Annotated in this window: 21 protein-coding genes; 17 read left to right on the top strand and 4 right to left on the bottom strand. The window is 68.2% G+C overall.

Annotated features, from left to right (window positions below):
* Positions 1–61: 61 nt before the first annotated feature.
* The 3 genes from OMP43_RS06290 to OMP43_RS06280 all read right to left on the bottom strand — a co-directional run bounded on the left by OMP43_RS06290 (position 62) and on the right by OMP43_RS06280 (position 4,106).
* The gene (locus OMP43_RS06290) at positions 62–2,305 is read right to left on the bottom strand and encodes a TonB-dependent receptor (protein WP_280278876.1); all 2,244 of its coding nucleotides are present in this window, start codon (positions 2,303–2,305) and stop codon (positions 62–64) included.
* Positions 2,306–2,532: 227 nt separating this feature from the next.
* Positions 2,533–3,300 (bottom strand): EF-hand domain-containing protein, encoded by a 768-nt coding sequence (locus OMP43_RS06285; protein ID WP_280278875.1) that lies wholly within the window; start codon positions 3,298–3,300, stop codon positions 2,533–2,535.
* Positions 3,301–3,401: 101 nt separating this feature from the next.
* A complete protein-coding gene (locus OMP43_RS06280) occupies positions 3,402–4,106 on the bottom strand; it encodes a FadR/GntR family transcriptional regulator (RefSeq protein WP_280278874.1) in 705 nt (234 codons plus the stop codon).
* A gap of 218 nt (positions 4,107–4,324) precedes the next feature.
* Between OMP43_RS06280 and OMP43_RS06275 the strand changes: the two genes are divergently transcribed.
* From OMP43_RS06275 to OMP43_RS06265, 3 genes are all read left to right on the top strand, one after another.
* The gene (locus OMP43_RS06275; RefSeq protein WP_280278873.1) at positions 4,325–4,693 is read left to right on the top strand and encodes a hypothetical protein; all 369 of its coding nucleotides are present in this window, start codon (positions 4,325–4,327) and stop codon (positions 4,691–4,693) included.
* Entirely contained in the window at positions 4,693–5,196 is a 504-nt protein-coding gene (locus OMP43_RS06270; protein WP_280278872.1) for a DUF3617 family protein, read from the top strand. The genes OMP43_RS06275 and OMP43_RS06270 overlap by 1 nt, the downstream gene beginning before the upstream one ends.
* 65 nt (positions 5,197–5,261) lie before the next feature.
* The gene (locus tag OMP43_RS06265) at positions 5,262–5,441 is read left to right on the top strand and encodes a hypothetical protein (RefSeq protein WP_280278871.1); all 180 of its coding nucleotides are present in this window, start codon (positions 5,262–5,264) and stop codon (positions 5,439–5,441) included.
* Between the two features lie 22 nt (positions 5,442–5,463).
* Here the strand turns inward: OMP43_RS06265 and OMP43_RS06260 are convergent, their stop codons facing one another.
* Positions 5,464–6,789, bottom strand: a complete 1,326-nt coding sequence (locus OMP43_RS06260; RefSeq protein ID WP_280278870.1) for an MFS transporter — start codon at positions 6,787–6,789, stop codon at positions 5,464–5,466.
* 165 nt (positions 6,790–6,954) lie between these two features.
* Here OMP43_RS06260 and cyoA point away from each other — a divergent pair, with 165 nt between their 5' ends.
* The 14 genes from cyoA (at position 6,955) to OMP43_RS06190 (ending at position 22,301) form a co-directional block, all read left to right on the top strand.
* A complete protein-coding gene (cyoA, locus tag OMP43_RS06255) occupies positions 6,955–8,133 on the top strand; it encodes a ubiquinol oxidase subunit II (protein ID WP_280278869.1) in 1,179 nt (392 codons plus the stop codon).
* Between the two features lie 14 nt (positions 8,134–8,147).
* Positions 8,148–10,151, top strand: a complete 2,004-nt coding sequence (gene cyoB / locus OMP43_RS06250) for a cytochrome o ubiquinol oxidase subunit I (protein ID WP_280278868.1) — start codon at positions 8,148–8,150, stop codon at positions 10,149–10,151.
* A 3-nt stretch (positions 10,152–10,154) separates the two neighbouring features.
* Positions 10,155–10,784: a cytochrome o ubiquinol oxidase subunit III gene (cyoC, locus tag OMP43_RS06245; protein ID WP_280278867.1), complete on the top strand. Its 630-nt coding sequence runs from the start codon at positions 10,155–10,157 to the stop codon at positions 10,782–10,784.
* A complete protein-coding gene (gene cyoD / locus OMP43_RS06240; RefSeq protein ID WP_280278866.1) occupies positions 10,781–11,152 on the top strand; it encodes a cytochrome o ubiquinol oxidase subunit IV in 372 nt (123 codons plus the stop codon). Before cyoC ends, cyoD begins: the two co-directional genes overlap by 4 nt.
* The gene (locus OMP43_RS06235; RefSeq protein WP_280278865.1) at positions 11,149–11,859 is read left to right on the top strand and encodes an SURF1 family protein; all 711 of its coding nucleotides are present in this window, start codon (positions 11,149–11,151) and stop codon (positions 11,857–11,859) included. The genes cyoD and OMP43_RS06235 overlap by 4 nt, the downstream gene beginning before the upstream one ends.
* Positions 11,856–13,148, top strand: coding sequence for an ATP-binding protein (locus tag OMP43_RS06230; protein WP_280278864.1), 1,293 nt, complete (start codon positions 11,856–11,858; stop codon positions 13,146–13,148). The genes OMP43_RS06235 and OMP43_RS06230 overlap by 4 nt, the downstream gene beginning before the upstream one ends.
* Complete coding sequence (locus OMP43_RS06225; protein WP_280278863.1) at positions 13,145–13,678, top strand: response regulator transcription factor; 534 nt, start codon at positions 13,145–13,147, stop codon at positions 13,676–13,678. Before OMP43_RS06230 ends, OMP43_RS06225 begins: the two co-directional genes overlap by 4 nt.
* A gap of 237 nt (positions 13,679–13,915) precedes the next feature.
* Positions 13,916–15,514, top strand: a complete 1,599-nt coding sequence (locus OMP43_RS06220) for a SulP family inorganic anion transporter (RefSeq protein WP_280278862.1) — start codon at positions 13,916–13,918, stop codon at positions 15,512–15,514.
* Entirely contained in the window at positions 15,514–16,128 is a 615-nt protein-coding gene (locus OMP43_RS06215) for a ParB-like protein (RefSeq protein ID WP_280278861.1), read from the top strand. Before OMP43_RS06220 ends, OMP43_RS06215 begins: the two co-directional genes overlap by 1 nt.
* A 116-nt stretch (positions 16,129–16,244) precedes the next feature.
* Positions 16,245–16,649 carry a hypothetical protein gene (locus OMP43_RS06210; protein ID WP_280278860.1) on the top strand — a complete coding sequence of 135 codons (405 nt, stop codon included), beginning with the start codon at positions 16,245–16,247 and terminating at the stop codon, positions 16,647–16,649.
* Positions 16,650–16,815: 166 nt separating this feature from the next.
* Positions 16,816–18,366 carry a glycosyltransferase family 39 protein gene (locus tag OMP43_RS06205; protein ID WP_280278859.1) on the top strand — a complete coding sequence of 517 codons (1,551 nt, stop codon included), beginning with the start codon at positions 16,816–16,818 and terminating at the stop codon, positions 18,364–18,366.
* 79 nt (positions 18,367–18,445) lie between these two features.
* Entirely contained in the window at positions 18,446–18,958 is a 513-nt protein-coding gene (locus OMP43_RS06200) for a sigma-70 family RNA polymerase sigma factor (protein ID WP_280278858.1), read from the top strand.
* A 33-nt stretch (positions 18,959–18,991) separates the two neighbouring features.
* Positions 18,992–19,933: a FecR domain-containing protein gene (locus tag OMP43_RS06195; protein WP_280278857.1), complete on the top strand. Its 942-nt coding sequence runs from the start codon at positions 18,992–18,994 to the stop codon at positions 19,931–19,933.
* On the top strand, positions 19,920–22,301 hold the full coding sequence (locus OMP43_RS06190; RefSeq protein ID WP_280278856.1) for a TonB-dependent receptor: 2,382 nt from the start codon (positions 19,920–19,922) through the stop codon (positions 22,299–22,301). Before OMP43_RS06195 ends, OMP43_RS06190 begins: the two co-directional genes overlap by 14 nt.
* Positions 22,302–22,341 lie beyond the last annotated feature (40 nt).

Raw genomic sequence — 22,341 nt, 5'->3', positions numbered from 1 at the left:
TGGGGCGCACGGAGGGAAGGAATGGCCGCCGGAGAGGGAGCCCCGGCGGCCGGCAGGAAGATCAGAAGGTCTTGAGCAGCTTGATGCCGTACTGGCGGGGCGGCCCGGCGAAATAGAGGCCGGAGTTGAGCGCCGCCGGATAATGCTGATCGGTCAGGTTGGTGGCATAGAGCGTCGCCGTCCAGCTGTCGTGCTGATAGGCCAGCTGCGCGTTCAGGATGTTGCGCGCCTCCAGATGGTCGCCGCGCGCGCTGCTCTGGAAGAGCGTCGCCCATTGATCGCCGACATGGCCGAAATTGACGCGCGGGGTGATCTTGTCGCCGCTCTTCAGCTCCAGCTCGTATTGCGCCCCCAGGTTGAAGGTCAGGTTGGGCGCATAGGTCTGGCGCCGGCCGGTCAGGTCGATGCACTTGCCGCCCGCCGGGCCCGCCGCCGGGCTGCACGGCCGCACCGGATCGGCGGGGGTGCCCGCCGGCGGGTTGCGCGTGTCGACGGCGTAGAAGGTACCCAGCTCGCTGTGCAGCACGTTGATGCCGGCATCGAGCTGCAGCTTGCCGAAGTGGAACTGGGTCTCCGCCTCGAAGCCGTAGATCTTGGTCTTGCCCGGCACGTTGAGCTCGATCCCGAAGGTCGGGAAGTCCGGATAGCCGATGATGACCTGGAAGTTCTTGTAGTCGTTGTAGAAGCCGGTGAGCGTCGTGCGGATCTTGCCGCCTGCCCAATTGGCCTTCCAGCCGGCCTCGAACGACGTCACTTCCTCGGGCTTGAACGGCGCGGGCAGGCCCAGGCCCACCGGCACGTTCAGGCCGCCGGGGCGGAAGCCGGTGGCGACGAAGCCGTAGAGATACTGGCTGTCGCTCGCCTTCCAGCCGAGCGAGACCTTGTATGACACATTGTCGGACTTCACTGTCTGGTCCTGGCGGATATAGGTGCCGTACTGGAGCACGTCGACATGGTTGGTCGATCGGCTGGCGGTGTAGCGGATGCCCGCGTCGATCTTCAGGCGGGGGGTGATCGCGAAGCCGATCTGGCCGAACGCCGCCAGCGAACGCGTCGGATTGGTGCCCTGCAGCTTGTACTGCGCCGTCGGCAGGTTGAACGGAGCGGCAAGGTCGACGATGAACTGATAGGGCTTGCGGAAATAATAGTCGTTCCACAGGCCGAACGCGCCGAGCAGCCAGGTGACGCGCTGGTTGTCGGGCGAGATCAGGTTGAGCTCGGTGGTGACCTGCTGCTCGTCGACGCTGTCGAAGAAGGTGCTGATGCCCGTCGCGGTGCCGTCTAGGTCGGCGCGATACCGGGTGTTGGCCCATTGATAGCTCGAGACCGAGCGGAGCTTCACGCCGCCGGCGAGCTCATATTCGGCCTTCAGGGTGGAGCGGACGAACTCGTCGCGTGCCTCCTGCGGTGCGTTGAACGACACGTCGAACAGGTCGCGATGATTGGGGTTCGGCGTGGTGGTGCCGGGCAGGGTCTTGAAATAGTTGGAATAGGGGGATGCCGGATAGGCGCCCATGTCGAGATGGCCGAGATCGGTCTTCCACAGCACCGACAGCCGGTCGCTCGGCTTCCACAGGAAGCTGACCCGCGCGGCCATGATGCCGACATTGCCCTTGTCATAGGGATAGGGGCCGCCGTTCGGGCCGGTGATGTTGTAGAAGCTGTCGCGGCGCGAGCCGTAGAGCGCCACGCGCGCGGCGAAGGTGTCGCTCAGCGGCAGGTTCACCGCGCCCTGGACACCGGCTTCGTTGTAGTTGCCATAGTTCAGGTTGAAATAGCCATGAATGCCGCCGCCGATGATCGGATCGTTGGTGTTGACGAACACCGCGCCACCGGTGGCGTTCTGGCCGACGATCGTGCCCTGCGGGCCGCGCAGGACCTGGATGTTGGCGATGTCGTAATAGGGCTCGCCCTGCACATATCCCGGAAAGGTCGGCACCCCGTCGCGATAGGTGATCACGCCGGTGGTGGTCTGAGTGTTGTGCTCGGCCTTGCCGATGCCGCGGACGTTGAAGTCGTTGCCCTGGCCGAAATTGTTGACGACGATGCTCGGCATCGCGAACTGCAGCGCGTCGACATTGGCGACGCCCTTGTTGTCGAGCTGGGTGCCCGACAGCACCGAGGCCGAGACCGCGGTGGTCATCAGATTCTCGCTGCGGCGCTGCGCGGTGACGACGATCTCGCTCTCTTCGCCCGAAGCGTCGGGCGCGTGCTGCGCTTCAGTGGTGGCGGTCTGCGCCGCGGCGCCGCCGCTCCAGACCATGGCCAGCGCCGAGGCGCCGAGCAGCAACGGACGGTATCTCATCAGGGTCCCTCCCACATCCATCTCCAGCCGCGCTCTTCGGCACGGTCGGGCGAGGATGCCGCAAAGCCGGAGGGCTTGCAACACTAATTCTCTACCGAGTGAATATAACGAAAGCGAAAGGAGCTCTCCCTGGCAGCCGCCTGGCCTTCGGTGTCCGGAAGAGCGGGAAGCCGGCGCGCCGCCCCTGGGGCACGAGGCCCTGCGGGTGGCGCGATCGATGGTGCCGCTCAGTCCTCGCGGGGAGGGCGTCCCATCGGGCCGCCGGGGCCGGGGCCCCTTGGTCCGCCGGGTCCGCGATCGCGCGGTTCCAGGCTGCGCAGCTCTTCCATGCTCAGCACGCCGTCATGGTCGGCATCGGCGGCATCGAAGCGCTTGCGCTCATAGGCGAGCAGCTCGTCGAGCGATACGCCATTGTCGTAATTGGTATTGGCGTTGACGATCACCATCGCGCTCAGCGGCTCGATCAGCCGGCGGAGCGCCATGCCCTCCATATCGTCGTCCAGCTCGGGCGCGATGCTCTCGGACACGGGGCCGCCCATCTCGGCGACCGGCTGGTGCTCCGACGATGCGAGCGAGCCCATGTCGTGTTGCCAGGCGAAGAACTCGGCGGCGCTGATCGCGCCGTCACGATTGGTATCGATCCGTTCGAACCGGGCCTTGATGCGCGCGTCGCGGCGCGCCTCGATGACGGACTTGAGCTCCTCGAAGGTCACCAGCCCGTCGCCATTCCGGTCGGCAGCACGGAACATGCCCGTCACTGCCTTGTCGAGCTGGTCGCGCTTGATCGGCTTGATCATGCGCGGGCGCTCGCCGCGCGGACCGCCGCCGGGAGGACCGCCGCGGCCGCCATGCCCGCCCGGGCCGCCACCGCCTGGAAAGCCGCCGCCTCCGGGGCCCATCTGGGCGAGGGCCGGTGCGGCCAGGGTCAGCGCCGTGCCCAGAATGGCGGCGCGCATCAGATGGCGGCGTGCGCCGAACGATTTCGAATCCTGCATGAAATCCCCCGTGAAGATCGTGTCGGCGATGCTCTGGGAGCACCGGCGCGCGCGGGGATTTCGGTTTGTTGCAACCAGGAGAGGCAAGCGCCGGCCCGGGATCAGGCCGGCCCGCCTCCGCGCGCATCGATCAGCGCGCGCATCGCGGCGCGGGCGGCCTCGGGATCGCGCGCCCGGATCGCCGCGAGCGCCCGGCCATGGTCCGCGATGCCGGCGGGGCCGCCGTTCAGGCGGCCGGCGACGCGGATCGCGGTGCCGACCATGGCGCGGAACTGGAGATAGAAGGGATTGCCCGAAGCGCGCAGGACAGCGGTGTGGAAGGCGATGTCCGCCTTGAGCAGGTCGTCGGGCGTTTTCCCGGCGGCGGCGAGGCTGGCGAGGTCTCCGCCGATCGCCTCGATGTCCGCGTCGGTGGCGAAGCGGGCGGCGAGCGCCGCGGCTTCGGGCTCGATCGCGACGCGCAGCTGGTCGAGCTGGGCGAGCAGGTCCGCCGGGGAGCGCCGTTCGAGCAGCCAGCGCAGCACGTCGGTGTCGAACAGGTTCCAGGACGAAGTCGGCTCTACCATGGTGCCCTGGCGCGGGCGGGCGCTCAGCAGCCCCTTGGCAGTGAGCATCTTCACCGCTTCGCGCGTCACGGAGCGGCTCACGCCGTGCTGCCTGGCGAGCTCCGCTTCGGTGGGGAAGGGCCGGTGCGCATAATGGCCGGTGACGATCGCGTGCCCCAGCCGATCGAGCAGGCCATGGGTCAGGTTGTGCCCGAGCCGAGGGCGCGTCTCGCCCTGCGGCCTGGATGGAGACGCTGTCACGCGCGGTTCTTCCTTTGCTGCGGAGGCGATCGCTTGCCCGGTGGGAGCCAGCCTATCCCAAACCCCATGGCGGACAAGGCAAACAAGAACCGTTCCGCCGGCCGGCTTCGTCGCATCCTGGCGGCATTGGTCGCAGAAATCTTCGTGCCGGTCCGGTCCGGTGCCACGGGTCGCGGGCGCGGCTCTGCGCGTCCCCCCTTGTTCCGATGGTTCGACGCATGGCCGCCTTGCTCAAGGAGAACCATGTGATGAGAAAGATCGTTGCGGCCGCATCCTGTGCGGCCATCCTGCTCGCGATTCCCGCCCAGGCGGGCTTCCAGGACGTTCCGCAGACGGCGCCGGCCGCTTCCGCCGATGCCGGCCAGGCGACGCCGGAGTGCAAGCCGAAGAAAAAGAAGAAGAAGGGCTTCGGGCTCGGCGGCGTGCTGCGCGCCGCGCGCAATACCGGCCTGATCGGCGGTATCGCCGGACGGGTGGGAGGCGATGCCTATCTCGCCAGCACCGCGGCGAGCACTGCGATCGACGTCGCCGCCAGCCAGCCTGCCTCGACTGGCCAGGACGGCTCCAGTGAGGGGAGCGGCTGCTGATGATGCACCATGTCGGGTATGTTCGCGCCGCGCGCCGGATCGCGACCCTTTCGCTGTTGCTGCCGTCCCTGCTGGGCGGATGCGGCCAGGAACCGGCCGCCAATGCCAGTGCCAACGCCGTCGCCGGCGCGGCGCAGCCGGCCCTGCAGGGCTTTGGCGGGTCGCTCCGCCCCGGCCTCTACAAGATCGTCCAGACCGGCGATGCGGAGGAAGAGAGCGAGCGCTGCATCACCGCGGAGACGCTGGCGAAGGGCGGCTATGTCGCGGCCAAGGACGTGCAGCCCGGCTGGACGGTGGTCCGTAACCGGGCCTCGGGCGGGGTGATCGATTTCGAGGCGAAGGGCCCGGCCAAGGGCCTGATGTCGTTCAAGGGCAGCTATACCGCCGCCGGCTTCACGCTCGATGCCGTGCTCAGCTTCGAGCATAACGGCCAGCCGATGACCCTCAAGAACCGGCAGGTCGGCACGTTCCAGTCTGCCGATTGCGGCGAAGCCGCCGAATGAGGTCCCGATCCCCGGGTATCCGCGTGGGTGCGGCGGCCCGGGGATCGCCGGAGACAGGAGAAGAAATGTTCCGCTGGATAGCAGGGCGCGCGCGTTGCGTTGCCGGAAAGCACGAGCGCAACCGAAGCAATGTCCGCCCGGCGCGCAATGGCCGTTTCACGAGCCGGTGCCGCTATTGCCGGGTGCCGATGCTACGGCGCCAGAAATATGACTGGATCGCGCTCGAGGCATGGCCGGCCGATTGAACCGGCCGGCCTCGCATCCGGATCAGTCGATCGTCTTGGCAAGCTCGCGGTTCAGCCATAGCGCCAGCAGCGTGCCGATCGCACCCGAGAGCAGATAGGCACCCGCGGCGAGCAGCCCGAAGCTGCTGCCCAGCCACAGCGCCACCAGCGGCGCGAAGGCGGCGCCGAACAGCCAGGCCAGGTCCGAAGTGAGCGACGAGCCGGTATAGCGGTGCGGCTTGGAGAACATCGACGAGAGCGCGCCCGAGGACTGGCCGAACGAGATGCCGAGCAGCGCGAAGCCGAACAGCATGAACACGATCTCGCCCACCTCGCCGGCGGCGAGCAGCTGCGGTGCGAAGCCGCTGAACGCCGCGATCGCCGCGGCCGAGACGCCGAGCAGGGTGCGGCGGCCGATCCGGTCGGCGAGCCGGCCCGAGAGGATGATCGAGAGAGTGCCGACCACGGCCGCGGCCGCTTCGATCACCAGGAAGTCGACCGGGCTGTTCTCGGTGTAGAGGAACACCCAGGAGAGCGGGAACACCGTCACCATGTGGAACATGGCGAAGCTGGCGAGCGGGGCGAAGGCGCCCATCACGATGATCCGCCAGTCGGCGCGCACGGTTTCGGCGATCGGCGCGGGTTGCAGCTCGCGATCCTCGAACAGGCGGGCATATTCGGGCGTCACCACGATGCGCAGGCGGGCGAACAGCGCCACCACGTTGATCGCGAAGGCGACGAAGAAGGGATAGCGCCAGCCCCAGCCGAGAAAGTCTTCGGCCGGCAGGGCGGCGATGAAGAAGGCGAAGAGCAGGCTGGCTACGAACAGGCCGAGCGGCGCGCCCAGCTGCGGGATCATCGCATACCAGCCGCGCTTTTCGTGGGGGGCGTTGATCGCGAGCAGCGAGGCGAGGCCGTCCCAGGTGCCGCCCAGCGCCACGCCCTGGCCCATGCGGAACAGCGCGAGCAGCAGCGCCGCGGTGATGCCGACATCGGCATAGCCGGGCAGGAAGGCGATCGACGCGGTGGAGCCGCCGAGCAGGAACAGCGCGATGGTCAGCTTGGCGCCGCGGCCATAGGCGCGGTCGACCGCGGTGAAGATCAGCGTGCCGAACGGGCGCGTGACGAAGGCAAGGGCGAAGATCGCGAACGACCAGAGCGTGCCCTGCAGCGGGTCGAGAAAGGGGAAGATCAGCTTCGGGAACACCAGCACCGAGGCGATGGCATAGACGAAGAAATCGAAGAACTCGGACGTGCGGCCGATGATCACGCCGATGGCGATCTCGCCCGGATGGATGCGGTGACCGCCGGCATGCAGCGCACGGGCGTCGCGCTCGGCGGGAAGGGTGGGGACGGTATCGCCGCTCATCGAGTTCGAACTTTCCTGCAACACGCGCCGCGCGAGCGCGTTTCATAACGCCGTGGAGGAGGCTAGAGTGCCCCCGGCGCGGCGCTCTTGCGCCATAGCAGACAACGCAGGGATTGGACAAAATGTCCTATGTGCGGTGCAACATGAGCAGCCTAGGCGCCCGCCATGCCTAGCCCCCGTCCGCTCCTCGCACGCCTCCGTGCGCTGCTGATCCTGCCGGCATTCGCGCTGTTGTGCGGATGCGACATGGTCGTGCTCAACCCCGCCGGCGACGTCGCCCGTCAACAGGGCGACCTGGTGATCGTCTCGACGCTGCTGATGCTGCTGATCATCGTGCCGGTGATGGCGCTGGTCGTGCTGTTCGCCTGGCGCTATCGCGAGTCGAACAAGGAAGCGACCTATGCGCCGGACTGGGATCACTCGACCAGCCTCGAGCTGGTGATCTGGTCGGCGCCGCTGCTGATCATCATCTGCCTGGGCGCGATCACCTGGGTGAGCACGCACCTGCTTGACCCCTATCGCCCGCTCTCGCGCACCGCGCCGGGCAAGCCGATCGCCGCGAACGTCAAGCCGCTCGAGGTGCAGGTGGTCGCGCTCGACTGGAAGTGGCTGTTCATCTATCCCGAGCAGGGCATCGCCACGGTGAACGAGATGGCCGCCCCGGTCGGCCGCCCGATCCGCTTCCGGATCTCGGCCTCGTCGGTGATGAACTCCTTCTACATCCCCGCGCTCGCCGGCCAGATCTATGCGATGCCCGGCATGGAGACCCCGCTGAACGCCGTGTTCGACAAGACCGGCGCGTTCCAGGGCTTCTCCGCGAATTACAGCGGCCACGGCTTCTCCTCGATGCGCTTCAAGGCGCACAGCACCGACCAGACCGGCTTCGATGCCTGGGTGGCCGAGGCGAAGAAGGCCGGCGCCATGCTCGACCGCGCCGAATATCTGAAGCTCGAGCGCCCGAGCGAGAAGGAGCCGGTGCGCCGCTTCGCCGGAGTCGAGGCCGGGCTGTTCGACATGGTCACCAACCTGTGCGTCGAGCCGGGCAAGATGTGCATGCACCAGATGATGGCGCTCGATGCGCAGGGCGGCATGGGCAAGGCCGGGCTCCATAACGTCCGCCAGCTCGCCTATGACAAGTTCGGCGGCCGCGGCACCCATGCGCATGGCGGCAAGAGCTTCGTCGGCGAGATCTGCGCCGACAAGCAGGGCATTGCCGTCCGCGCCGCGCCGAAGCCGGGCAACCCCAGGCCGCTGACCGGCGCGGGCATGAAGCAGCCTTCGGCCGAGCCGAGCCCGACCGCTCCCAGCGTTGCGTCCGAGACCCGGCCGCGTCCTCTCTCCTGATCGCGAATCGAGATATGATCCCGCAACCCGCACCCGTGAGCCCGATCCTGGGCAAGCTCTCGCTCGACGCGCTGCCGCTGCACGAGCCGATCGTCGTGGCGACCTTCGCGGTCGTCGCGCTGGGCGGCATCGGCCTGTTCGCCGCGCTCACCTATTTCCGCCTCTGGGGCTATCTCTGGAAGGAGTGGTTCACCAGCGTCGATCACAAGAAGATCGGGATCATGTACATGATCCTCGGCCTGGTGATGTTCCTGCGCGGCTTTGCCGATGCGCTGATGATGCGCCTCCAGCAGGCGCTCGCGTTCAACGGTTCGGAAGGCTATCTGAACGCCCATCACTATGATCAGGTGTTCACCGCCCACGGCGTGATCATGATCTTCTTCGTGGCGATGCCGTTCGTCACTGGCCTGATGAACTATATCGTGCCGCTGCAGATCGGCGCGCGCGACGTGTCGTTCCCCTTCCTCAACAATTTCAGCTTCTGGATGACGACCGGCGGCGCGGTGCTGGTGATGGCCTCGCTGTTCGTCGGCGAGTTCGCCCAGACCGGCTGGCTGGCCTATCCGCCGCTCTCGGGGATCGCCTATAGCCCCGGCGTCGGCGTCGATTATTATCTATGGGCGCTGCAGGTGGCGGGCGTGGGCACGACATTGTCGGGCATCAACCTGATCGTCACTATCCTGAAGCTGCGCGCGCCGGGCATGAGCCTGATGAAGATGCCGGTCTTCACCTGGACCTCGCTGTGCACCAACGTGCTGATCGTCGCGTCCTTCCCGGTGCTGACCGCGGTGCTCGCGCTGCTCGGCCTCGACCGCTATGTCGGCACCAACTTCTTCACGAACGATTTTGGCGGCAGCGCCATGATGTACGTGAACCTGATCTGGATCTGGGGCCACCCGGAGGTCTACATCCTTATCCTGCCGCTGTTCGGCGTGTTCTCGGAAGTCACCTCGACCTTCTCGGGCAAGAAGCTGTTCGGCTATTCGTCGATGGTCTACGCCACGATCGTCATCACGATCCTGTCGTACCTCGTCTGGCTGCACCACTTCTTCACCATGGGCTCGGGCGCCAGCGTCAACAGCTTCTTCGGCATCACGACGATGGTCATCTCGATCCCGACGGGCGCCAAGATCTTCAACTGGCTGTTCACCATGTATCGCGGCCGCATCCGCTTCGAGCTGCCGATGATGTGGACGGTGGCGTTCATGCTGACCTTCGTGATCGGCGGCATGACGGGCGTGATGCTGGCGGTGCCGCCGGCCGACTTCGTGCTGCACAACTCGCTGTTCCTGATCGCCCACTTCCACAACGTGATCATCGGCGGCGTGCTGTTCGGCCTGTTCGCCGCAATCAACTTCTGGTGGCCCAAGGCCTTCGGCTTCAAGCTCAACGTCTTCTGGGGCAAGGTGAGCTTCTGGTGCTGGGTGGTCGGCTTCTGGATGGCCTTTATGCCGCTCTACATCCTGGGCCTGATGGGCGTGACTCGCCGCATGCGGGTGTTCGACGATCCCAGCATCCAGATCTTCTTCGTCATCGCGGCGCTGGGCGCGGTGCTGATCGCCGCCGGGATCGGTGCGATGCTCGTCCAGTTCGCGGTGAGCATCTGGAAGCGCAAGGAACTGGCCGACACCACGGGCGACCCGTGGAACGGCCGCACGCTGGAATGGGCGACCAGCTCGCCCCCGCCGGAGTATAACTTCGCCTTCACGCCGGTGGTCCACGACCTCGACGCGTGGTACGACATGAAGTCGCGCGGCGGCGAGCGTCCGCTCACCGGCTTCAAGGACATCCACATGCCGAGCAACACCGGCGCGGGCGTGATCCTTGCCGGCATCAGCACCCTGATCGGCTTCGCGCTGATCTGGCACATCTGGTGGCTGGTCGGCCTGGGTTTCGTGGCGCTGATCGGCTCCACGATCTTCCATACCTTCAACTACAAGCGCGATTTCGACATTCCCGCCGAAACCGTCGCCGAGACCGAGGCGGCGCGCACGCGCCAGCTCGCCGCCGGAGCCTGACCGATGAGCACCACCACGCTTCCCGCTACGGACGAACCGGTCCGCTTCTACGACTTCGACGAGCATCCGCATCCGGAAGGCTACAGCACCATGCTGGGCTTCTGGATCTACCTGATGAGCGACTGCCTCATCTTCGCGATCCTGTTCGCCTGCTACGCGGTGCTCGGCGGCAACTTCGCGGCCGGCCCCGGCCCGAAGGAGCTGTTCGACCTGCCGCTGGTCGCGCTGAACACCGCGATGCTGTTGTTCTCGTCGATCACCTATGGCTTCGCGATGATGGGCATGGCGCGCGGCAACAAGTCGCAGGTGCTGATCTGGCTGGCGATCACCCTGGTGTTCGGCGCCTGCTTCCTGGGCATCGAGCTCTACGAGTTCAGCGAGCTGATCCATGAGGGCGCCGGCCCGTGGCGCAGCGCGTTCCTGTCGAGCTTCTTCACCCTGGTCGGTACGCACGGCCTGCACGTCACCTTCGGCTCGATCTGGCTGGTCACGCTGATGGTGCAGGTGAGCCGCTTCGGCCTGACCGCGGCGAACCAGCGCCGCCTGGCCTGCCTCAGCCTGTTCTGGCACTTCCTCGACGTCATCTGGATCGGCGTCTTCACCTTTGTCTATCTGATGGGAATGCTGCGATGAGCCACGACACCCATGACCACGGGGATCACGGCCACGGCGTCGAGATCCCGCACGGTTCGATGCGCGACTATGTCATCGGCTTCGTGCTCTCGGTGATCCTCACCGCGATCCCGTTCTACCTGGTGATGGAGCGCCCGTTCTCCAACGGCGTCACCGCTGCCGCGATCATGGCATTCGCCATGGTCCAGATCGTCGTCCACATGGTCTATTTCCTCCACCTCAAGCCGAACGCCGAGGGTGGCTGGACGATGACCGCGCTGCTTTTCACCATCATCGTCGTGGTGATCATGCTGTCCGGCTCGCTCTGGGTGATGTACCATCTCAACGCCAACATGATGCCGCTGCACGACCCGAGCCAGCTGCCGTGACCGATGCCCGCCGGCCCCGCGCACGGTGGGGCGTCGCGCTGGCGGCGCTCTTCTGTGCGGCGGTGCTGGCGGGGCTCGGCATCTGGCAACTCGAGCGGCGGGCCTGGAAGCATGAACTCGTCGCGGCGGTGGATGCCCGCATTCATGCCGCGCCGGTGTCCGCCCCCGGGCCGTCCGCATGGGGAGGCATCACCGCGGCGGGCGACGCCTATCGCCACGTCACCGTCTCCGGCAGCTTCCGCGACGACCGCACCACTCTGGTGAAGGCAGTCACCGAGCGCGGCTCGGGCTATTGGGTGATGACGCCGCTGGCGGCGCCGGGCTTCACCGTCCTGGTCAATCGCGGCTTCATTCCCGATGCCCTGCGCCGGCGCCCGCCCGTCGCGCCCGGGCAGGCGAGCGTCACCGGCCTGTTGCGCGTCAGCGAGCCGGGCGGCGGCTTCCTCCGCGCCAACGATCCCGGGAGCGATCGCTGGTATTCGCGCGACGTCGCGGCTATCGCCCGGGCCCATGGGCTCGGACAGGTCGCTCCCTATTTCATCGATGCGGATGCCGCGCCCAATCCCGGGGGCTGGCCGGTGGGTGGGTTGACCGTGGTGCGCTTCGCCGACAATCACCTCGTCTATGCGCTCACCTGGTTCGGGCTCGCGGCCATGGCGCTGTGGGCGGCATGGTTCGTCGGCCGGCGGCGCGGAGCCGCGGCATGATCCCCGCCAGGGGGCTGGAGGACACCGATCCCGGCCGCCGCAACATGTGGCTGCTCGTGCAGTTGCGCTGGATCGCGGTGGGCGGCCAGCTGGGCACGATCGGTTTCGTCCATTTCGTGATGGGCGTGCACTTGCCGCTCGTGCCGCTGTTCATCGCGCCGCTGATGCTCGCGGGCATCAACCTGGCGACTTATCCGCTCCTCGATCGCCGCGCCGCGATCACCAATTGGGAGCTGACCGTGGCGATGCTGGCGGACGTCGCCGCACTGGCCTGGCAGCTGCATTTCACCGGCGGGCTCGCCAATCCTTTCGCCTCGCTCTTCCTGCTCCAGGTCGTCACCGGCGCGATGCTGCTCCAGCCTGGGTCCAGCTGGATGATCGTCGGCGCCGCGAGCCTGGCGCTCTTCGCCATCGCGATCAGCCCGGTGCCGCTCGACCTGCCGACCGGAGTCAATGATCCGTTTCGGCTCTATCTTGCCGGCAGCCTGATCTGCTTCGCCCTGATCGCCGTGCTGCTCGTCCTGCTGATCACGCGCATCGCCCGCAACCTGCGCGAGGGCGATGCCGAACGCGCGGCGATCCGCCAGCGCGCGGCGGAGGAGGATCACATTGTCCGCATGGGCCTGCTCGCCACCGGCGCGGCGCATGAGCTTGGTACGCCGCTCTCCTCGCTCTCGGTGATCCTGGGCGACTGGCAGCGCATGCCGCGCATCGCCGGCGACAGGGACCTGGCGCAGGACGTGGCCGACATGCAGGCCGAGGTGGCGCGCTGCAAGACGATCGTCAGCGGCATCCTGCTCTCGGCTGGCGAGGCGCGCGGCATCGCCTCGGAATTCACCACCGTCCGCCGCTTCCTGGACGCGGTGGTCGCCGAATGGCGCGCCAGCCGGCTGACCGGCATGCTCGACTATGCCGACGGCTTCGGGCCCGACATGCCGATCGTCGCCGATCCGGCGCTGCGCCAGGTGCTGAGCAACGTGATCGACAATGCCGCCGAAGTCTCGCCCGACTGGATCGGCATCGCCGCGTCGCGCGAGCGGGACGATCTCGTGATCGAGATCTCCGATCGCGGGCCGGGCTTCGCGCCCGAGATGCTCGCCGGCTTCGGCCAGCCCTATCGCTCCAGCAAGGGCAAGCCGGGGGGCGGGCTGGGGCTGTTCCTGCTCGTCAACGTGCTGCGCAAGCTGGGCGGCACGGCCAGCGCCGAGAATCGCCCGGGCGGCGGCGCGCTCGTGCGCATCCGCCTGCCGCTTGACGCGATTGCCCGGCCCGGGGAGGAACAGGCATGACCGCCATCCGCAAGCTGCTGATCGTCGAGGACGATGAAGCCTTTGCACGGACGCTCCGCCGTTCGTTCGAGCGGCGCGGCTATCTGGTCGAGGCCGCGGCGAGCCATGAGGAACTGACTGTGCTGCTCGAGCGGTTCCATCCCGCCTATGCCGTGGTCGACCTCAAGCTTGGCGGCGCTTCCGGCCTGGCCTGCGTGCAGACGCTGCGCGCGGCCGATGCGGCGATGAAGATCGTCGTGCTTACCGGCTTCGCCAGCATCGCCACCGCGGTGGAAGCGATCAAGCTCGGTGCTTCCTATTATCTCGCCAAGCCTTCGAACACCGATGATATCGAAGCCGCGTTCGGGCGCGAGGAGGGCGATCCCGATGCGCCGCTCGCCAGCCGGCCCTCGTCGATCAAGACCGTGGAATGGGAGCATATCCACCAGACCCTGGTGGAGACGGACTTCAACATCTCCGAGACCGCGCGGCGATTGGGGATGCACCGGCGGACGCTGGCGCGGAAGCTGGAGAAAAGGCAGCTGCGCTAGGGTTTAGAACCCAAGCAAGCCTTTGATTTTCATCGGCATCCCGGCCTTTGACCGGGATCCGGCTTCTGCTTCCGCGAGGCGAGGCGGCTGGATCCCGGCTCAAGGCCGGGTGACGAAGGAAGAATATGAGCCATCAACCCATTTCAGGCCGCTTCGACTTGCGGGGAGCGAGGCGGGGCATCTGATCGCTTCCCATCCGCCGGCGATGAGCGCAGCATGGTCGGCCGGAGGAACGGCTTGAAGATTCGCGCCGACATCGTTGCGGGCCTTGCGGTATCGGGGCTGATGCTGCCCGAGGCGGTGGCCTATGCCGCGATCGCGGGCGTGGCGCCCGGGCATGCGATCCTCGCCGCGATTATCGGCACGCTGGCCTATGCCCTGGCCGGGCGCAGCCGTTTCGCCGTCGTTTCCGCCACCTCGTCCTCGGCCGCGATCCTCGCCGCGTCGCTGGCGACGCTGCCGGGGGGAGAGGGCGTGCGTGCCCTGTTCCTGATCATGGCGGTGGCGTTTGCCGGGCTGCTCTTCCTGCTTGCCTGGCTGTTCCGGCTGGGGGGGCTCACCGGCTTCATCTCGCATCCGGTGCTGCGCGGTTTCGCCTTCGGGCTGGCGATCACGATCTGCGTGAAGCAGCTGCCGGTGCTCACCGGCATTCCCGCGCCCGGCGGCAGCCTGTTCCATACCGGGTTCGCCGTGGCGCGGGCGCTGCCGGACTGGCACCTGACCAGCCTTGCCGTCGGCCTGGTTGCGCTCGCCGCGCTGCTGGCGCTGCGGCGCTGGCCGGGCATGCCGGGTGCGTTGATCGTGCTCGTCTCGGGCGTTGCCGCCTCGGGGCTGCTCGATCTGGGCGCGCATGGCGTCGCGACCGTCGGCCGGATCGTGCTGATGCCGGGCGCCACGCCAATGCCTGCCTTCTCGCTCGCACTGGTGCTGGAAACGGCGCAGCTCGCGGTGCCCCTTGCGCTGATCCTGCTGGCGGAGAGCTGGGGCACGATGCGCGCGCTGGCGCTGCGGCACGGCGACCTGCTCGATCCCGGCCGCGAGCTGCGCGCATTGGGCCTCGCCAACCTCGCGGCATCTCTGGTGCAGGGCATGCCGGTCGGTGCCGGCCTGTCCGCCAGCGCGGCCAACGAAGCCGCGGGCGCGCAATCCCGCCTGGCGGGAGCGGTGGCGGCGCTGGCGCTCGGCGCGCTCGTGCTGTTCGCCATGCCGCTGGTCGCGCTGCTGCCGCAGCCGGTGCTGGCGGCGGTGGTGATCGCCGCGCTCACCCATGCGCTCGATCCGCGGCCGATCAGCCGGCTCTGGGCGCTCGACCGCGACCAGTATATCGCGCTCGCCGCCGCGCTGGGCGTACTTCTGCTCGGCGTGCTCGACGGAATGCTGTGCGCGATCCTGCTTTCGCTCGCCGCGCTGGTGCAGCGTTTCGGCAATGCCCGGCTGGCCCGGCTCGGCCGGCTGGGCGCCAGCCACGACTTTGTCGACGCCGACCGCCATCCGGATGCGCAGGTGCCCGCGGGAATCGCGATCTGGCGGCCCGCCGCGCCGCTGTTCTTCGCCAATGCCGAGCGGATGTTCGCCGAGATCGCGCGGCGGACCCTGGCTGAGCCCGGAACCCGCGCCGTGGTGATCAGCCTCGAGGAGAGCAGCGATATCGACAGCACGGCGCTCGACGCGCTGCTCGACTTCGACCGGGCGATGACGGCCAAGGGCTTCGCCCTGCACTATGCCCGGGTGCATGACCGGGTGCGCGACCTGTTGCACGCCGCCGGCGCGGACGCGCTGGTCGAGCGCAGCGATTATAGCGTGGCCGATGCGGTCGCGCGGCTGGAGAACCCCTGATGCGCGAGCCCGAACCCTTTCTTCGCCCCGTCTCGATCGATGCGCTGCGGCCCACCCAGATCACCGTCGGCTTCCGCGAAGTGGCCCGCAAGCGGCACGACTGGCGGGCGCGGGCGCAGACCGACGGCTCCGAGTTTCTCGGCCGCCACATGATCCCCGCTGTGCGAGGGCCCAAGGACCGTTTCTGGATCGTCGATGCCCATCACCTCGCCCGCGCGCTGCACGACGAGGGCGTGGAATTCGTGCTGGTGCGCGAGATCGCCGATCTGTCCGCCTTGCCCGGTCGCGCCTTCCGCACCTTCATGGACAGCCGGGGCTGGCTTCATCCCTATGATCCGCAGGGTCGCAGGCTGGATGCGCGGCATCTGCCCAAGCATGTCGGCGGCCTGCGCGACGATCCCTGGCGCTCGCTGGCCGGCGAGCTGCGCCGCAGCGGCGGCTATGCCAAGGATCCGACTCCCTATTCGGAGTTTCTCTGGGCCGATTTCCTGCGTCGGCACGTGACCGCCAAGCTGCTCGATGCCGATTTCGACAGGGCCCTGGAGCGCGCGCTCGACCTGGCGCGCCACAAGCGCGCCGCCTATCTGCCGGGATGGGCGGGCCCCGAGGGTTGAGCCGCGCCGCTGCGACAGTTTGCGACACAAGAATCGCCTCCGCGCCGATGATCCGGATACGGTTTATGCCTATATAATCCGTCATCTCCCCGAAGGGGGATCGAAAGGACAGTGCCATGAACAGGATCTCGATCAGTCTGCTCGGTGCCGCGCTGCTCGCCGCGGTCGCCACGCCTGCCGCAGCCGCTGCGCGCGACGGCGAGGCGGACCTCGCCAAGGCAGTCGCCGGACGCACCGCCGGCAAGCCCGTCGATTGCATCTTGCTGCGCAACATCCGCTCGTCGCGGATCATCGACGGCACCGCGATCGTCTATGAGATGAACAACGGCGTCTTCTACGTGAACCGGCCGAGGAGCGGCGCGGAATCGCTCAACTGGACCAATGTGCTGGTGACCGACACGCATTCGTCGCAGCTGTGCAGCATCGATACGGTGAAGCTCTACGATACCGGCGTCCGGATGACGACCGGATGGGTCGGGCTGGGCGATTTCGTGCCCTATACCAAGCCGCCGCATAGCTAGGCGCGCGGCCTGCCGGGCGGATCGAGGCATCCCGCCGCCGCCCGGGTGCGTCTGATCGCGTTTGCCTTGCGGGACCGGCGCTGCCGCTCCGTCTCGACCTGCAACCATTTGTTGGGTCTTGGTTATGCAGCGTACTCCAGCCCGGGCCTGGCCCGAGGCGAACCATTTGCGTCAGCTTCGCCTGGTCGAGCCGGATCACGCCCCCTGGACGGTGCGGCTGGCGGCGGCGGCGCGGACCTGGATCGCCAGCCCGGCGCGGCTCGCCGCCCTGCTGCTCCTGGTCGCGGTCGCGGCGCGGGCGGCGCAGTTCGGCAATCCGGTGGTCCAGGTCGATGACGAATTCTACCTGCTCACCGGCGACCGGATGCTCCATGGCGCGCTGCCCTATGTCGACATATGGGATCGCAAGCCTGTCGGGCTGTTCCTGATCTATGCGGCGATCCGGCTGCTGGGCGGCGCGGGCGTGCTGCAATATCAGATCGTCGCCACGCTTTTCGTGGTGGCGACCGCGCTCGTCGTCGCGCGCATCGCCCGCAATCTCTCCGGCCCGCACGGCGCCGCCGCGGCGGGCGTGGTATACATCCTCTATCTCGGCATGTTCGGCGGCGAGGGCGGCCAGTCGCCGGTCTTCTATAACCTGTTCGTCGCGCTGGCCGCCTGGACGATGATCGGCCTCGTCCGGCGGCCGGGCTTCGGTGCCTTCGGATTCGCCGGAGGCCTGGCGGCGATGCTGCTGATCGGCGTGGCGATGCAGGTGAAGTACACTGCGCTTTTCGAAGGGCTGTTCTTCGGGCTGGCGCTGCTCTGGTTCGGCCGGAGGGGCGGAACGGGACGATGGGCGCTCGCGGCGATGGCGCTGGCCTGGGTCGGCGCGGCCCTGCTTCCCACGCTCGCCGCCTGGGCGTGGTACGCGGCGATCGGCCATGGCGATGCCTTCGTCCAGGCCAATTTCCTGTCGATCCTCGATCGCGGCTCCGACGGCATCGGCATCGCGTTCAAGCGGCTTGCCTGGATGACTCTCTGCCTCGTCCCGCTCGGGCTCGCCGCCTGGCTGGGGCGCGGCATGGCGCGGCCGGTGAGCGACGATGTGCGGCGCCTGCTCGACGGCTGGGCGATCGCGGCGATCGGGGGCGTATTGCTGTTCGGCACCTATTTCGATCACTATGCCCTGCCGCTCATCGCCCCGCTCTGCGTGCTCGCCGCGGCCTGGTTCGGCGACGGCGCGGCCGGGCTGGTGCTCGCCTCGGGCCGCACGCGCTGGCGCATCCCCGCGGGCCTGGCGATGATGGTGCTGATCACGTTCGTCTCGCTCCAGATCGTCAACGACAATCGGCGCGCGCGGGGCTGGGGGCCGCAGGTCGAGCGCATGGCCGATTTCATCCGCCCGCAGCTTCGGGACTGCCTCTACGTGTTCGACGGGGAGCCGGTGCTCTATCGCCTGACCGACAGCTGCCTGCCCACGCGCTGGCCCTTTCCGAGCCATTTGACGCTCACCCGCGAATCGCGGGCGCTCGGCACCGATCCCATGGCCGAAGTCGCGCGGATCATGGCCGCCCGGCCCGAATTCGTCGTCGCCAGCACCCGGCCCGACCGCGATCTCAGCCCGGAGGTGCTTGCCTATATGACCAGGCTCCTGCAGCGCGATTACACGCCCGCGCTGGCAGTCCCGGTGGGCAATCGCAACCGCATCGTCTATCGGCGGCGGCCCGGTGCCTGAGCCGGCGCGCGGCGGCGCATTCGCACAATCGCGAAGCCGAGGCTTGGCAATTGCCGCGCACAATGCTTTTGGCGCGAACATGGATTCGTCCTCGCAGACCGGCGGGTTGCAACGCGTGTTGGAAAATGAGCGGCCGCGGCTGCTCCGCTTCCTTGCGGCCCGCGGCGCGGGCGACGATGCCGAGGACGTGCTGCAGGACCTGTGGCACAAGATCTCCGGCGTCGAGGCGCGGCCGGTCGCCGATCCGGTCTCCTATCTGTTCCGCGCCGCCGAGAATGTGCTGCGCGACCGCCAGCGCGCCACGCTCAGCCGCGACCGGCGCCAGCATGAATGGCACGACCTGGCCGGCAGCGACGACGCGCCCCAGGGCGAGCGTGTGCTGATCGCGCGCGAGCGGCTGCGCGAGGCCGAGGCGACGCTGCTTGCGCTGGGCCCGCGAGTCGATCAGGTTTTCCGTCGCTACCGGCTGGATGGGCTCGGCCAGGTGGCGATCGCTCGGGAATTGGGGATAAGCTTGAGCTCGGTGGAGAAGGATCTGCAGAAGGCATATCGCGCCCTTGCGCACCTCAAGGACAAATTCGATGCGGAATGAACGCTTCGACTCCGTCCCTGCGCAGAGGTGGGCATGAACGGGCAGGTTTCGGATTATCTTGCGGAGGATGCCCGTAACTGGGTGATCCGGCTGCAGGACGCGGCATTTGCCGATTGGGACGCGTTCGCCGAATGGCTCGAGCGCGATCCCGCGCACCTGTCCGCCTATAATGCCGCGCTCGAAACCGACGAGGCGATGGCCGAGCTGTTCCGCCTGGCGCCGGCGAAAGCGGCGGAGACGGTGGCCCGCCCGTCGCGCCGGCTGTTCCTGATCTCGGGCGGGGCCGTCGCCGCGGCGCTGGCGGCGGTGGTCGGCTGGACCAGCCTGGTTCCCGGACCGAACGCGCCGTTCGAATATCGCACCGCCCCCGGCGAGCACCGCGAGGTCGCGCTGGCCGACGGCTCGAAGATGGTCCTCAACGGCGGCACCCGCGTCGCCATGGTCGACAGGCGCCATGCCGAGCTGATCGAGGGCGAAGCGCTGTTCGAGGTGCGCCACGACGCCGCGCATCCCTTCATCGTCAAGACCGGTGGCGTGACGCTGGAGGACGCGGGCACCGTGTTCAACGTGGTGCGCGACGAGACCGGCCTGCGCGTCTCGGTGGCCGAAGGCGCGGTGATCTATCAGCCCCGGGCCGATGCCGTGCGCCTTGGCCCTGGCGATGCGTTGAGCGTGAGCGGCTCCGGCCGCCCCGAAGTGACGCGCACCCTGGCCGCCGATGTCGGCAGCTGGCGCGGCGGCCAACTCGTCTATCGCAACGCCACGCTGGAGCGCGTGGCGGCGGATGTCTCCCGCAATCTCGGCATTCAGGTCCGCGCGGGGAAGGGGACCGGCGATATTCCGTTCACCGGCACGATCTCCACCCAGGGCGGCCCCGGCGCGGTGATCGAGCGCATTGCCGCGCTCACCGGGACGCGGGCGACCCGCGCAGGCAATGGATGGATGCTGGACGCGATCGACGGTGCGCCGCGCTGATCTGATCCTCCCGCTGGCGCTGCTGGCCGCTTCGCCGGCGCTGGCGCAGGACAAGCGCCATTCCGTCTCGGTGCCCGCCGGCCGTCTCGATGCCGCGGTGTTCACGCTCGGCCGCCAGACCGGTAGCAGCATCGGCCTGCGCGAGCCTGGTCTCTCGGGGATCAACGTCCGTCCCGTGAAGGGCAGGCACACGGTGGACGGCGCGCTGGCGGAGATGCTGCGCGGCTCCGGCACGCGCGCGCGCCGCGTCGCCGCCGCCACCTGGCTGATCGAGCGCCTGCCGCCCGAACGGCCCCGTCCGCGCCCCTTGCCGCCGCCCGAGGAGCCCGATGCTCCGCCCGCCGAGATCCTCGTCACCGGCAGCAAGCGCGATGTGCCGCTCAAGGCCTATCCCGGCGGCGTGCAGATCGTCGAGGGCAACGATATTCCTGTCTCGCAAGGCGGGCAGGGCAGCGACGTCATCGCCAATCGCGTCGCCAGCCTGGCCTCCACGCATCTCGGGCCGGGCCGCAACAAGCTGTTCATCCGGGGCATCGCCGATTCCAGCTTCGTCGGCCCCACCCAGGCGACTGTCGGGCAATATTGGGGCAATAGCCGCATCACCTACAGCGCGCCCGATCCGGACCTGAAACTCTATGATATTGGCCGGGTCGAGGTGCTCGAGGGACCGCAGGGCACGCTTTACGGCGCCGGCTCGCTCGGTGGCGTGGTGCGGGTGGTGCCGCGCGCGCCCGATCTGTGGGCGCGGGGCGGCCAGGTCTGGGGCGGCGGCTCGGCCACCGAGCATGGCGCTTTGAGCTGGGATGCCGGCGGCATCGTCAACCTGCCGATAAAGGAAGGGGACGTGGCGGTGCGCGCGCTGGCCTTCACGGCCCTGGACGGCGGCTATATCGACGATCGCGAGCGCCGCCTGAAGGATGTCAACAGCGTGCGCACCACCGGTGGGCGCCTGGCGTTGCGCTGGGACATGGACGGCTGGACCATCGATCTGAACGGCGTCGGCCAGAGCATCGTCGGGCGCGACGCGCAATATTCGGACGGGAAGGGCGACGGGCTGTCCCGCCGCAGCTCGATCGCCCAGCCCTTCCAGAATGATTTCTGGCTGGGCGAGCTGGTGGCGCGCAAGCGCTGGGGCGATCTCGAGCTGAGCTCGGCCGTCGCCTATGCGCGGCAATATGTGTCGGAAGTGTTCGCCGGCGCTTCGGTCTCCGACGTCAATCAGGGCTTTCCGTTGCCCGCGGCCGATGCGCCGCTGATCGGCTATCAGCAGATCAACCGGGTGAGCATGCTCACCAGCGAGACGCGGCTCGCGCGCCGCGGGCCGCGCGGCACCGGCTGGCTGATCGGCGTCAGCTTTCTGCAGAATCGCGGGCGGGTGAACCGCAATTTCGGCGTCGCCCGCGCAGCGCTTACCGGCGTGCGCAACAGCGTCGACGAGGCCACGCTTTATGGCGAAGGCACGATCGAGCCGGTGCGCGGCGTGACGGTCACCGCCGGCGGCCGTCTCACCAATTCGCACCTCACGGGCAATTCCGAGGACGCGGATCTCTATTTCGCCTTTCGCGAGGACCCTCGCGCCCGGGCGGCGCGCACCGAGACGCGGCTGTTGCCTTCCGCCGCGATCGCCTGGCGGCCCGCCGATGGGCTCACCGTGTTCGGCCGCTTCGAGCAGGGTTTCCGGCCCGGCGGCCTGGCGGTGCGCCGCGACGTGATCCAGCGCTTCCAGGGCGATCGCCTTTCCACCATCGAGGCGGGGGGGCGCTACACCGAGAACGGCCTGTCCGTCTCGGCCAACGCATCGGTGACCTGGTGGACGAGCATCCAGGCGGACCTGATCGACGGCTATGGCTTTCCCACCACCGCGAACATCGGCGATGGGCGGGTGCTCTCGCTTGGGGTGGCGGTACGCTGGCGGCCGCTGCCGGGGCTGGATCTCGACGGTTCGCTCTATCTGAACGACAGCAAGGTCACCAATCCCTCGCAGGCGGTGTTTCCGCTGGCCGAGGGGCCGTCGGACTTCAACCGGCTGCCCAACGTCGCCGATGCGAGCGGCCGGCTCGGCGCGGCGTGGCGCGAGGCGCTGGCCGGCGACATGGAATTATCCACGACCGGCTATCTCCGCTATGTCGGCCGCTCGACGCTCGGCATCGGCCCGGTGCTCGGCCGGCCCCAGGGCGACTATGTCGATACCGGCCTCGAGTTGCGGCTCGAACGGGGCCGGCGCGCGATCACGCTTTCGGCGACCAATCTGCTCGATACCCGCGGCAACCGCTTCGCGCTCGGCACGCCGCTGCTGATCCGCGACGAAAAGCAGATCACGCCGCTGCGCCCGCGCACGGTGCGTCTCGGGATCGAAATCGGCTTCTAGATTTTTTGGATGATCCGTTGCGGGATCGCCGCGGGGGCTC

The sequence above is a fragment of the Sphingomonas sp. CBMAI 2297 genome (assembly GCF_029870595.1).
In the GTDB taxonomy this organism is placed as follows: domain Bacteria; phylum Pseudomonadota; class Alphaproteobacteria; order Sphingomonadales; family Sphingomonadaceae; genus Sphingomonas.
This window is presented reverse-complemented; position numbering and strand designations above follow the sequence as displayed.

Bases quoted from the DNA above. Each gene is read 5' to 3' on its own strand.
- cyoC (WP_280278867.1), top strand. From the start codon at position 10,155: ATGAGCACCACCACGCTTCCCGCTACGGACGAACCGGTCCGCTTCTAC.
- OMP43_RS06260 (WP_280278870.1), bottom strand. From the start codon at position 6,789: ATGAGCGGCGATACCGTCCCCACCCTTCCCGCCGAGCGCGACGCCCGT.
- OMP43_RS06225 (WP_280278863.1), top strand. From the start codon at position 13,145: ATGACCGCCATCCGCAAGCTGCTGATCGTCGAGGACGATGAAGCCTTT.
- OMP43_RS06195 (WP_280278857.1), top strand. From the start codon at position 18,992: ATGAACGGGCAGGTTTCGGATTATCTTGCGGAGGATGCCCGTAACTGG.
- OMP43_RS06270 (WP_280278872.1), top strand. From the start codon at position 4,693: ATGATGCACCATGTCGGGTATGTTCGCGCCGCGCGCCGGATCGCGACC.
- OMP43_RS06285 (WP_280278875.1), bottom strand. From the start codon at position 3,300: ATGCAGGATTCGAAATCGTTCGGCGCACGCCGCCATCTGATGCGCGCC.
- OMP43_RS06265 (WP_280278871.1), top strand. From the start codon at position 5,262: ATGTTCCGCTGGATAGCAGGGCGCGCGCGTTGCGTTGCCGGAAAGCAC.
- cyoD (WP_280278866.1), top strand. From the start codon at position 10,781: ATGAGCCACGACACCCATGACCACGGGGATCACGGCCACGGCGTCGAG.
- cyoB (WP_280278868.1), top strand. From the start codon at position 8,148: ATGATCCCGCAACCCGCACCCGTGAGCCCGATCCTGGGCAAGCTCTCG.
- cyoA (WP_280278869.1), top strand. From the start codon at position 6,955: ATGCCTAGCCCCCGTCCGCTCCTCGCACGCCTCCGTGCGCTGCTGATC.
- OMP43_RS06275 (WP_280278873.1), top strand. From the start codon at position 4,325: ATGGCCGCCTTGCTCAAGGAGAACCATGTGATGAGAAAGATCGTTGCG.
- OMP43_RS06215 (WP_280278861.1), top strand. From the start codon at position 15,514: ATGCGCGAGCCCGAACCCTTTCTTCGCCCCGTCTCGATCGATGCGCTG.
- OMP43_RS06230 (WP_280278864.1), top strand. From the start codon at position 11,856: ATGATCCCCGCCAGGGGGCTGGAGGACACCGATCCCGGCCGCCGCAAC.
- OMP43_RS06200 (WP_280278858.1), top strand. From the start codon at position 18,446: ATGGATTCGTCCTCGCAGACCGGCGGGTTGCAACGCGTGTTGGAAAAT.
- OMP43_RS06210 (WP_280278860.1), top strand. From the start codon at position 16,245: ATGAACAGGATCTCGATCAGTCTGCTCGGTGCCGCGCTGCTCGCCGCG.
- OMP43_RS06290 (WP_280278876.1), bottom strand. From the start codon at position 2,305: ATGAGATACCGTCCGTTGCTGCTCGGCGCCTCGGCGCTGGCCATGGTC.